Origin of the sequence: Thermus tenuipuniceus, assembly GCF_002964845.1 — a bacterium.
Lineage (GTDB): Bacteria > Deinococcota > Deinococci > Deinococcales > Thermaceae > Thermus > Thermus tenuipuniceus.
This window is the reverse complement of the sequence record NZ_PRDA01000076.1, coordinates 1-9,335: the sequence shown is the minus strand read 5'-3', so window position 1 is coordinate 9,335 and position 9,335 is coordinate 1. Positions and strand designations below refer to the sequence as shown.

The window sequence follows — 9,335 nt, the reverse complement described above, 5'->3', positions numbered from 1 at the left end:
CGCAGGGTCGGTTCCCCATCTTTTTATCCCCTTCAGCGTCTCACATGTGTTTGTCCGGGTTCAGAGGCACCAGGCCCCTTGGGCTTAGGTCATAATGAGCCCATGGAAACCCTAGCCTGGATGCAGACAAAGCTCCCTGAGTTCTTAAAGGACCTCGAGGCCTTCGTGCGCCGGGAATCCCCCTCCAGGGACCTGAAGGGCCTAATGGAAGCAGCGGCCTTCCTGGAAGAGGCCTTCGGGCCCCTCCAGGGGCGGCTTTCCCGCAAGGATACCCCCTTGGGCCCCATCCTGCTCTTGAAGCGGGAAGGGGAAGGGGCCCCGGTCCTGATGCTTTGCCACTACGACACCGTCCACCCCCGGGGAAGCTTCCCCGAGCCCTTCCGTGTGGAAAGGGACCGGGCGATGGGCCCTGGGGTCTACGACATGAAAGGGGGCATCGTAGCCTTGCTCTACGCCCTCCGCCATGCGGAGGCTACGGGAAGGAAGCTTCCCCCTTTGGAAATCCTCTTTACCCCGGACGAGGAAATCGGCTCCAAGGAAAGCCGGCCCCTCATCGAGGCCGCTGCCAGAAAGGCCCGGGCGGTGTTGGTCCTCGAGCCCCCCACGGCGGAAGGGGATCTCAAGGTGGCCCGAAAAGGGGTGGGGCTTTACCGCCTTAAGACCCTGGGCAAGGCCGCCCACCAGGGGGTGGAGCCGGAAAAGGGGGTGAACGCCATCCTGGAACTCGCCCACCAGATCGTGAGGGTAGCGGCCCTCGAGGACCGGGAGAAGGGCACCACCCTGGGCCCCAACGTGGTGGGGGGGGGCACGGTGAGCAACGTGGTGGCGGAGGAAGCCTGGGTGGAGATCGACCTCCGGGCCTGGACCCTGGAGGAAGCCAGGCGGGTGGAGGAAGGCCTCAAGAGCCTCACCCCCATCCTCCCCGGGGCCAGGCTGGAGCTTTCCGGAGGCCTGAACCGTCCTCCCATGGAGCCCACGGCGGAAAGCCTGGCCCTCTTTGAGAAGGCTAGGGCCATCGGCGAGGCTTTGGGCCTCTCCCTGCGCCCGGGGCGGGTGGGCGGGGGATCGGACGGCAACTTCACCGCTGCCTTGGGGGTGCCCACCCTGGACGGCCTCGGCCTCTTTGGGGGTGACGCCCACCAGAAGAGCGAGTACGTGGTGGTCTCGGAGATCCCCCGGCGCACGGCCCTGCTGGCCGAACTCCTCTATGCCCTATGAACCTCTCCCTTTCCGCAAAGAAGGTGCAAGGGTTCTTGGAGGAAAAGGGCTTCGGCCATCTAAGGGTGGTGGAGCTTCCCACCTCCACCCGCACCGCCCAGGAGGCGGCGGAGGCCGTGGGAGCCGAGGTGGGTCAGATTGTGAAAAGCCTGGTCTTCCTGGGAGAAAACGGGGCCTACCTCTTCCTGATAAGCGGCAGAAACCGCCTGGACCCCTCCAAGGCCCAAAAGGTCACGGGCGAAGCCCTGAGGCGGGCTACCCCGGAGGAGGTGCGCGCCCTGACCGGCTACGCCATCGGCGGGGTGCCCCCTGTGGGGCACGAAACCCCACTTCCTGCCTTTTTGGATCCAGACCTCCTGGCCTACCCCCTGGTCTGGGCCGCAGGGGGTACCCCCAAGGCCCTCTTCTCCCTGACCCCAGAGGAGCTTCTGGCCCTCACCGGGGCCCAGGTGGCGGATCTAAAGGAGGCCTAGGGTGTGGTTCCTCCGCAAAGACCCCCATGTGAAGCCCGAAGGGCCTTTGGCCTTCCGGGTGCGGGTGCGCACGAAAAGCGGTGAGGTGGTGGAACTAAGGCTCTCCAAGAGCATGGAGATCAGCCCGGTGGAAGGAGGCTATTACGTGCGCAAGGAGATCGTGGCCCCCAAGAGCCTGGACCGGGCGGTCCTGGAGATCTGGTTTGACACCCGTTATCGCCCTATGCGCAAAAGTATTGAGGGAGGAGAACTTATACCTATTCGGGAATGGAACGGCTAGAATAAGGCCATGGAAAAGTTCTTGCTACTCCTAGGCCTTTTGGTCATGGTGTACAACGTCCTTTACGGCTTTCGGCTGAAGCGGGCCATCCCCGGCGGGGTCGTGGGGGAAAGGGGCGGGCAGATGCTCGGACTCATCGTCTTCTTCGCCCTTGCCTACCTGGTGGTCCTGATCCTCACCTGGAGCGAGCCCAGTAGCCTCCTGCTCCTTCTCCTCTCCCTGATCCTCCTTTTGGGGGCGGTCTTCGTCTACATGGTCCTGCGCCTGGTGGACGCCATCGTGGCCTCCTTGTAGCCATGGTTTTCCGCCGTAACCCCAACCCCCCGGAAACCGACTGGAAGCCCACCTCCGAGGAGTGGAGGGTCTACACCCTCTGTGACGGTCGGCGCACCGAGGAGGAGGTGGTGCGGGAAAGCGGCCTCGGGGAGGAGGCCTACGCCATCCTGGCCGCTCTTCTCAAGCGGGGCCTGATCCTGCCCGTGGAGGGCGCCAAGGAGCTTTGCCAGAAACTGGTGGGGCTCCTCAAAACCCGACTTGGCCCCAAGGCCGAGCCCTTCGTGAAACGCCTGGAGGGGTGTGAAAGCCGGGAGGTCCTCGAGGAGGAAGCCTTAAGGGTAGCCCTCAAGGTCAAGCTCACCCTGGACCGCAAGACCGGGGAAGAGTTGGAAAGGGCCATACGGCAGCTCTTCCACTAATGCCCGGATGGGGTGGGGGATGCCGCCAAACTCCCGAGACCCATTCCAGGGGCATATACCCTTTCCTCTAGTTTCGTTCTCTAGGCCCCAACAAGAAGACGCCTACCGGAGGTCCTTTCCAGGGCCCCCGCCCTGGCGTAAGCCAAGTTGGGGTGGTATTAGCGGGGCGGGATCCAGGGCTCGCCCCGGAAGAAGCCATAGACCAGCCGGGCCACCACCGGCCCCAGGAGGATGAGGCCCAGGAGGTTGGGGATGGCCATGAGGCCGTTTAGGGTGTCGGAGATGGCCAAGAAGGCCTCGAGGCCTCCCAAAGGCCCCACAAAGGCCAAGACGGCGAAGGTGAGACGGTAGGGCCAGCGGATCCCCTCCCCGAAGAGGAAGGCTGCCGCCTCCTCCCCGTAAAATCCCCAGGAGACCATGGTCCCCAGGGCGAAGACCGCCACGGTGACGGCCAGGATAAGCCCGCCCAGGGGATGGGCTTGGAAGAGGGCGCTGGCAGCCTCGGCGGCGCTTCCTCCTCCTCGCCAAAGCCCCGAGGCGATGAAGGTAAGGGCGGTGAGGCTGGTCACCAGGAAGCTCATGAACATCTCCGTGACCCCCCAGAAGCCCTGGCGCACGGGATGGTCCACCTGGGCCTGGGCGTGGGCGATGGGCGCGGAGCCCAAGCCTGCCTCGTTGGCGAAGATGCCCCGGCCAAGCCCAGCGTTGATGGCGGCGAAGAGGCTATAGCCCGCCGCTCCCCCCAAGGCCGCCTCGGGGCTGAAGGCCGCCTGAAAGACCAAGGCCAAGGCCTCGGGGATCTTCCCAGCGTAGCGCACCAGCAGGGGAACCACCGCCACCAGGAAGAGGAGAAGCTTCAGGGGCACCACCACCTGGGCAAAGCGGGCCACCCGCGCGATGCCCCCGCCCAGCACCACCCCCACCAGGAGGGCCAGGAAAAGGCCCACCAAAGCCGGTGGCGCTCCTAAAGGGGCCAGAGCACCCCCCACGGCCCCGGCCTGGGAAAGATTGCCGATGCCGAAGGCGGCCACGGCGGCGAAGAAGGCGAAGAAGTAGGCCAGAAAGCGGAGCCTAGGGAAACCCCGGTACAGGTAGTACATGGGTCCGCCGGAAACCGACCCATCGGCAAAACGGCGGCGGAAGTGAACCGCCAGGGTGGCCTCGGCAAACTTAGTGCCCGTACCAAAGAAATAGCCCAGCCACATCCAAAAGACCGCCCCCGGGCCCCCTATGAGCACCGCCGCCAGCATGCCCAAAAGGTGCCCGGTCCCCACCGTGGCGGAGAGGGCCACCATGGTGGCCTGGAAGGGCGTGATCTGGCCGCCGAAGCCGTAGGCGCGCTCGCGGATGGCCCCCAGGGTTTCGCTGAAGGAAACCCGCATCATCCGCAAGGGGGAGCTGAACCAGCGGATCTGGAAGATGACCAGATAGGCCCCCACCAGGAGGAAGACCAGCTTCATGGGAAAGCCATACACTACCCGATTGAGATACTCGTTTAGGGTCAGGATATCCATAGCCTATACCTCCGGCACCACCTCCACCTTATCCCCCCGCCTGAGGCGGAGGCGCCTGAGATCCTCTTCCAAGAGGCCAAGCCGCCCCGGGATGTTGGGCCGGGGGCGTACCTCCATCACCACTCCAGCGGGCTTCAGGCGGAGCCGGAAGCCGTGGCGGATGGCCCGGGCCCACTCGGCGAAAAGCGCCTCGTCCACATAGGCCACCCCGGACCCCGGGCCGTAGATGGGGAGGACCAGAAGGGAAACGGGCGGCACCTCCACCAGGGGCACCGCCTCGAGGGCCCCCATTTGCAAAAGCGTGTGCAGGATGCGGGCCAGGCGCAGGGTCCCAGGGGCCAGGAGCACCTCCGCGATGCGTTTCCCCTCCACCTGGGCAAGAACCCGCAAGGCCTCGGGGCCAAGCTCCACCGCACCACCCCTGGCGGGCAGGCGCAGGACATACCCCCAGTCGGCGGGAAGGGCAAGCCCCCGCCACTGAGCCTCGGCCTCCGCCAGGCGGGCGGACACCGCAAGCCCTCCCAACAGGGTGGTGTGGGGTGGCGAAACCTCGGGCTCAAAGCGGTAGGGAGCCCGTTTGATCCCCGTCAGCAGGTCCAGGGCATCCTCCCCCTCCAAGACCTTCTCCCCCGAGCGCACCCGGGCGTGGACCACCTGGCCGTTTTGCAGGAAGACCTCCCCCTCCAGGTAAGGGGTGCGGACGAGAAGCCGGCCGGTGCGCCCGGTGCTCATCAAAGCCCCCACCAAAGCCGAGAAGGGAAACTCCGCGAGGTTGCCTTCAAAGTGGCCTGAAGGTTGCCCAGAATGGCCCGGCGGTTGACCCAGCATTCCCCCCCGTTTTACCATGCCACCGCTCAAGCGTCCAGGCGGGGTACCCTGTTGCTTTGCCCGAAGGGCAAACCCTTTGCGTAAGCTAGGGGCATGAACCTCCTCTTGCTCCACGGGTTTACCTCGCACCCCCTCCTCACCCTGGGTCCCTTGCCCCGGGTGTTGCGGGAGGCTGGGTTTCAGGTGAGCCAGCCAGCCCTTCCCGGCCACGGCACCCGGCCGGAGGACCTCCTCAAGGTGCGGTGGCAGGACTGGCTGGAAACAGCCCGGGCTTTTTACCGGGAACTGCCCGAGCCTCGAGGGGTGGTGGGGCTTTCCATGGGGGCCTTGCTTTCCGCCCTCCTGGCGGCGGAAACCCCCACCCAGGCCCTGGTGGCCCTGGCCCCGGCCATGGCCCTCAAACACCCCCTTGCCCCCCTGGCGCCCCTCCTGGCCTGGCTGATCCCTCGCTTTCCCGGCCCCGATTCCATTCAGGACCCCGAGCTCAAGAAGCAAAACCCCAACTACCCTTACTTCCCCACGCGGGCCCTGCTTCAGCTTCTGGCCTTAATGCGCCGCACCCCGGAGGTCCTGCCCAAGGTGAAGGCCAACGCCCTGGTGATCGAGGCGGGCCGGGACAAGGTGGTGGACCCTGCCGGGGTGCGGGGGTACCACGCCCTTTTGGGAAGCTCGAGGAAAGAGTACCTGGTCTTTCCCCAAAGCGGCCACGACCTTCTTCTGGACCGGGACCGGGAGGCGGTGGCCTTGGCGGTCCGGGATTGGCTTGTTGCTAACAGTAATCACTTACAGTAATATCAAGGCCATGGAACCCCTCTCCATCTCCCCTTGGACCGTCTTCCTCTACGCCCTCCTCACCGCCATCGCCACCGGTCTAGGGGCCATTCCCTTTGTCTTCACCCAAAAGATCCTCGCCCACCATCTAGGCCTGGCCAACGCCGCGGCCGCTGGCCTGATGCTCTCGGCCAGCTTCGGCCTCATCTACGAGGGGTTGCACTACCACCTGGGCCGCACCCTTTTGGGGGTGGTCCTGGGCCTTGTTTTCATCCAACTTTCCCACCGCTTCCTCCACGGCCGGGAGGTGAGCTTCGGCACCCTAAACGGCCTGGATGCCCGCAAGGCCCTCATGATGGTGGGGATCATGACCCTCCACTCCTTCGCCGAGGGGATTGGCGTAGGGGTGGCCTTTGGTGGCGGGGAGGCCTTGGGGGTTTTCATCACCCTGGCCATCGCCGTGCACAACATCCCCGAGGGCTTGGCCATCAGCCTGGTCCTGATCCCCAGGGGGGTTAGCGTCCTGGGCGCTGCCCTTTGGAGCGTTTTCTCCAGCCTGCCCCAACCCCTTATGGCCTTACCCGCCTTCCTCTTCGTGGAGGTCTTCAAGCCCGCCCTGCCGGTGGGTCTGGGCTTCGCCGCCGGGGCCATGATCTGGATGGTGGCGGCGGAGATCCTTCCCGAGGCCCTGAAGGAAGCCAGGGCCGAGGGGGTGGCCACGGTGCTCACCCTAGCCGCGGCCCTGATGGTGGCCTTCCAGATCCTCCTGGGCGGGTAGCCAGACCCAGGGGAGCTCCCCTCCCAGGTGAAGGGCCTCGAGGGTGGGCCGCACCCGGTAGGCCAGGAGCCTAACCCCCGCGGCCTCGGCTTCCTTCGCGGCCCGGAAGAGGGCGCGGTCTTCCGGGTCCAGGGCGAAGGCCCGGGCCAGGGGATGCTGGACCATCCACACCGCATAGGCCAGCCCCCCACCCCGAGCAAAGTCCGCCAGGAGCGTAAGGTGCCTGGCCCCTCGAGGGGTAGGGGCATCGGGGAAAAGGGCCAGGCCCTCCTCCACCCGGTTGCAGTTTTTGGCTTCCAAAAGGGCTTCCCCATCCTCAATCCGGGCGGAGAAGTCCAGCCTCTCCCCCCCAAAGCGCACCTCTTTTCTCAGATCCGCGAGGGGGCCGAAAACCCCTTCCCTCAAAAGCAACTCCAGGAGGCGGTTGGCCAAGGAGGCATCCACCCCCACCAATACCCCCTGGCTTTCCACCAGGATTATCCGGCCCACCGTCTTGAGGGTGGGCCTGGGATGGTAAAAGCAAGGGGTTCCGGGCAGAAGGAGCTCCGCCATCCGCCCCGAGTTAGGGAGGTGTAGGGGTCCCACGTCCGCCTCCACCAGGAAGCGGGTCCTCCGGCGGAGGAAGCGGCAGGGTTTCAGGGGAGGCAAGGGGAAAGAGAACATGGGCAAAGCGTAAGCCCGGCTTTTGGGCCGGGCTCCTTGGCGGAGAGGGCGGGATTCGAACCCGCGGTACCGGTTTTCCCGGTACAACACCTTAGCAGGGTGCCGCCTTCGACCACTCGGCCACCTCTCCAAGCCTTCTGGCGGAGGGTGAGGGATTCGAACCCCCGGTGGGCCTGAAGCCCACAGCGGTTTTCAAGACCGCCGCCTTCAACCGCTCGGCCAACCCTCCAAGGTATGGCCGCAATGCCTACTATGCGGCAAGCTTCCCAGGTTGTCAATCGGGGCAGGCCATGGTCAGGGAAGCCAGGGCTTCCTGCGGACCCACACCCACCTCTTCCGCCCCTGGGCCAAAGGCTGGGGGCCACCGGGAAGTGGCGTGGACCCTCGCCTGGCGCGACAGGCCTTTAAGGGCCCTCCGGTGGAGCCTCACGGCCACACGGCAGAGGCGGAGATCCCAAAACCCCCTCCTTGAGCGGAAGCTGGCCCAAGCCATCCCCCCTTTGCACCCTTAGCGAGCACAGGACAAACCGCTCCACCCAAGCCTCCATGGCCGGGGTCACCGCATGGTGGAGGTCGGGGAAAAGGATCAGGTGGTCCTCCCCCAGGGGGCCAAACCCCGTGGGCCTAAGGCAAGCCCGACCCTTGGTGAGGGGCTGAACCCAGGGTTTGCCCTCTCGGGTCAGGGCCACCTGGTGCACCTTGCGGCCCGCTGCCTCCCGCACATCCCTCAGGCGGCAGGCCTGGGTAGGGGGAATGAGGGGATCGTTGCCCGCATGGAGGATGAGGAGGGGGGCCTTCAGGCGGGCCGCATAGGGCAAGGGGCTTTGCCGGTCGTAGCAGTCTGGGCAATCCTCGGGAAGCCCGCCGAACACCTCCCGCCAACGGGCCAGGGCATCCGGGCGGGTTCGGCGCAGGATCTCCACCTGCTCGGCAAAGTCCACAGGACCGATGACAAAGGCCACGCTCCTGGCCCTTCCCTCCAGGGCCGCCGCCTTCAAGGCCACACAGGCCCCCAGGGAGTAACCCGCGTAGGCATGGTACCTTACCCCCAGCCTGGGCAGAAACCGAGCCAAAAGGGCCAAGTCCTCCGCTTCCTTTAGGCACCCTGTAGGCTTGCCCCCGCTTTTTCCCCGGCCCCTCAGGTGAGGCACCAGGGCTACCACCCCCTTCTCCGCATAGAGGCGGCACCGCTTTTCCGTGTCCGCCGTGGGGGGACCGAAGCCCCCGGGCACCAGGATCACACCCCGGTCCGTGGTCCCTTGCGGAGGACACACTTGGGTGAACAGGGTGACGCCATCCCACCCGTGGACCACGCCTCCTTCCACCCTCTTCAGCAGCCCCGGGCTTGCCGACCGCAAACCCCAGAAAAGGCCAAGGACCAGGACCACGAACCAAGCCGCAAGGACCCTCATCGGCCAAAAAGGGCGGGGGATACCCTGGCCTTCACCAGGAGGTGGGCCAGCAAAAGGGGGAGGAAGAGGGCCAAGGCCAAGTAGATGGCAAAGGCAGGCTTAAGGCCCAAGGGCTCGGGAAAGGCCGGGTACTTTTCCAAAAGGCGCACCACCATGGGGTGGATCAGGTAGATCTGCAAGGAATAGCGGCCCAAAAAGGCCAGGGGGGCCCACAGGGAGGTGCGGGCCAAGGCGTAGGCCAAGGCCAGGAGGAGGAAGGCCATGCCGGTGGTATAAAGCCAGTGGAAGGCCTGGTAATGGAAAGTGTTTACAGGAAGGCCCTTCAGAACATCCAAGGCCAAAGGCAAATATCCCCCCAAGCCCCCCCAGCGGCCAAAAGGGCCAAGGGCCAGAAGCGAAGAAGCCGGGGCAAGAGCTCGAGGCGACTCGCCAGGTAAAGGCCCAACACGATGGCCGGGGTGTACCAGAGGACGAAGCTCCCCGGGTAGGGCAAAAAGCGGTAGTGGCGGTTCAGGAAGTAGACCAAAAGGGTGAGCCCCACCCCGAGGAGGAGGAAGACCAGGCCGTGGGGCCGCCGCCGTAGGAGGGGAAGAAAAAGGGGCAGGAGGAGGGTAAGCTGCAAGGCCACCGCCAGGAAGTAGAGGCTGTCGTAAAAGTCTCCCACCTCACCTTACGCGGCCCTCGCCAGCCGCTTCACCAGCAA

At 65.5% G+C, this 9,335-nt stretch carries 13 protein-coding genes and 2 tRNA genes; 7 read left to right on the top strand and 8 right to left on the bottom strand.

Going from position 1 to position 9,335, the window contains the following annotated elements; translation table 11 throughout:
• The first annotated feature begins 102 nt into the window (after nt 1-102).
• Genes C2847_RS11925 through C2847_RS11905 form a run of 5 tightly spaced genes read left to right on the top strand, consistent with a single transcriptional unit; the run spans nt 103 to nt 2,666 of the window.
• On the top strand, nt 103-1,218 hold the full coding sequence (locus tag C2847_RS11925) for a M20 family metallopeptidase (RefSeq protein WP_105318546.1): 1,116 nt from the start codon (nt 103-105) through the stop codon (nt 1,216-1,218).
• Nucleotides 1,215-1,691 (top strand): YbaK/EbsC family protein, encoded by a 477-nt coding sequence (locus C2847_RS11920; RefSeq protein WP_105318545.1) that lies wholly within the window; start codon nt 1,215-1,217, stop codon nt 1,689-1,691. The genes C2847_RS11925 and C2847_RS11920 overlap by 4 nt, the downstream gene beginning before the upstream one ends.
• A 1-nt stretch (nt 1,692) precedes the next feature.
• Nucleotides 1,693-1,971, top strand: coding sequence for a hypothetical protein (locus C2847_RS11915; protein WP_038028683.1), 279 nt, complete (start codon nt 1,693-1,695; stop codon nt 1,969-1,971).
• 9 nt (nt 1,972-1,980) lie between these two features.
• Nucleotides 1,981-2,265: a hypothetical protein gene (locus C2847_RS11910; protein WP_105318544.1), complete on the top strand. Its 285-nt coding sequence runs from the start codon at nt 1,981-1,983 to the stop codon at nt 2,263-2,265.
• Nucleotides 2,266-2,267: 2 nt separating this feature from the next.
• Nucleotides 2,268-2,666, top strand: coding sequence for a hypothetical protein (locus C2847_RS11905; RefSeq protein WP_105318543.1), 399 nt, complete (start codon nt 2,268-2,270; stop codon nt 2,664-2,666).
• Nucleotides 2,667-2,824: 158 nt separating this feature from the next.
• On the opposite strand, the gene C2847_RS11900 is transcribed toward C2847_RS11905, so the two are convergent.
• Both C2847_RS11900 and C2847_RS12900 read right to left on the bottom strand, forming a co-directional pair.
• Complete coding sequence (locus C2847_RS11900) at nt 2,825-4,180, bottom strand: alanine/glycine:cation symporter family protein (protein WP_105318542.1); 1,356 nt, start codon at nt 4,178-4,180, stop codon at nt 2,825-2,827.
• A 3-nt stretch (nt 4,181-4,183) separates the two neighbouring features.
• Entirely contained in the window at nt 4,184-5,008 is an 825-nt protein-coding gene (locus tag C2847_RS12900; RefSeq protein ID WP_105318541.1) for a DUF4388 domain-containing protein, read from the bottom strand.
• 93 nt (nt 5,009-5,101) lie between these two features.
• Between C2847_RS12900 and C2847_RS11890 the strand changes: the two genes are divergently transcribed.
• Nucleotides 5,102-5,800, top strand: coding sequence for an alpha/beta hydrolase (locus tag C2847_RS11890; protein WP_105318540.1), 699 nt, complete (start codon nt 5,102-5,104; stop codon nt 5,798-5,800).
• A 10-nt stretch (nt 5,801-5,810) separates the two neighbouring features.
• Nucleotides 5,811-6,557, top strand: a complete 747-nt coding sequence (locus C2847_RS11885) for a ZIP family metal transporter (RefSeq protein ID WP_105318539.1) — start codon at nt 5,811-5,813, stop codon at nt 6,555-6,557.
• Here the strand turns inward: C2847_RS11885 and C2847_RS11880 are convergent.
• The 6 genes from C2847_RS11880 to C2847_RS12760 form a co-directional block, all read right to left on the bottom strand.
• Nucleotides 6,510-7,220, bottom strand: a complete 711-nt coding sequence (locus C2847_RS11880) for a DNA/RNA nuclease SfsA (protein ID WP_105318538.1) — start codon at nt 7,218-7,220, stop codon at nt 6,510-6,512. The genes C2847_RS11885 and C2847_RS11880 overlap by 48 nt on opposite strands.
• A 37-nt stretch (nt 7,221-7,257) precedes the next feature.
• Nucleotides 7,258-7,350 (bottom strand) — tRNA-Ser (locus C2847_RS11875).
• A gap of 8 nt (nt 7,351-7,358) precedes the next feature.
• A tRNA-Ser gene (locus C2847_RS11870) sits at nt 7,359-7,449 on the bottom strand.
• Between the two features lie 175 nt (nt 7,450-7,624).
• Nucleotides 7,625-8,632 (bottom strand): alpha/beta hydrolase family protein, encoded by a 1,008-nt coding sequence (locus tag C2847_RS11865; RefSeq protein ID WP_244187479.1) that lies wholly within the window; start codon nt 8,630-8,632, stop codon nt 7,625-7,627.
• Complete coding sequence (locus C2847_RS12765) at nt 8,629-8,979, bottom strand: acyltransferase family protein (RefSeq protein WP_244187478.1); 351 nt, start codon at nt 8,977-8,979, stop codon at nt 8,629-8,631. The genes C2847_RS11865 and C2847_RS12765 overlap by 4 nt, the downstream gene beginning before the upstream one ends.
• Nucleotides 8,955-9,296, bottom strand: coding sequence for a hypothetical protein (locus C2847_RS12760; protein ID WP_244187476.1), 342 nt, complete (start codon nt 9,294-9,296; stop codon nt 8,955-8,957). The genes C2847_RS12765 and C2847_RS12760 overlap by 25 nt, the downstream gene beginning before the upstream one ends.
• Between the last annotated feature and the right edge of the window lie 39 nt (nt 9,297-9,335).

Excerpts from the sequence above, each read along its gene's own strand:
- C2847_RS11900 (WP_105318542.1), bottom strand. The coding sequence starts at position 4,180 with ATGGATATCCTGACCCTAAACGAGTATCTCAATCGGGTAGTGTATGGC.
- C2847_RS11905 (WP_105318543.1), top strand. The coding sequence starts at position 2,268 with ATGGTTTTCCGCCGTAACCCCAACCCCCCGGAAACCGACTGGAAGCCC.
- C2847_RS11910 (WP_105318544.1), top strand. The coding sequence starts at position 1,981 with ATGGAAAAGTTCTTGCTACTCCTAGGCCTTTTGGTCATGGTGTACAAC.
- C2847_RS11865 (WP_244187479.1), bottom strand. The coding sequence starts at position 8,632 with ATGAGGGTCCTTGCGGCTTGGTTCGTGGTCCTGGTCCTTGGCCTTTTC.
- C2847_RS11925 (WP_105318546.1), top strand. The coding sequence starts at position 103 with ATGGAAACCCTAGCCTGGATGCAGACAAAGCTCCCTGAGTTCTTAAAG.
- C2847_RS11885 (WP_105318539.1), top strand. The coding sequence starts at position 5,811 with ATGGAACCCCTCTCCATCTCCCCTTGGACCGTCTTCCTCTACGCCCTC.
- C2847_RS12900 (WP_105318541.1), bottom strand. The coding sequence starts at position 5,008 with ATGCTGGGTCAACCGCCGGGCCATTCTGGGCAACCTTCAGGCCACTTT.
- C2847_RS11880 (WP_105318538.1), bottom strand. The coding sequence starts at position 7,220 with ATGTTCTCTTTCCCCTTGCCTCCCCTGAAACCCTGCCGCTTCCTCCGC.
- C2847_RS11890 (WP_105318540.1), top strand. The coding sequence starts at position 5,102 with ATGAACCTCCTCTTGCTCCACGGGTTTACCTCGCACCCCCTCCTCACC.
- C2847_RS11920 (WP_105318545.1), top strand. The coding sequence starts at position 1,215 with ATGAACCTCTCCCTTTCCGCAAAGAAGGTGCAAGGGTTCTTGGAGGAA.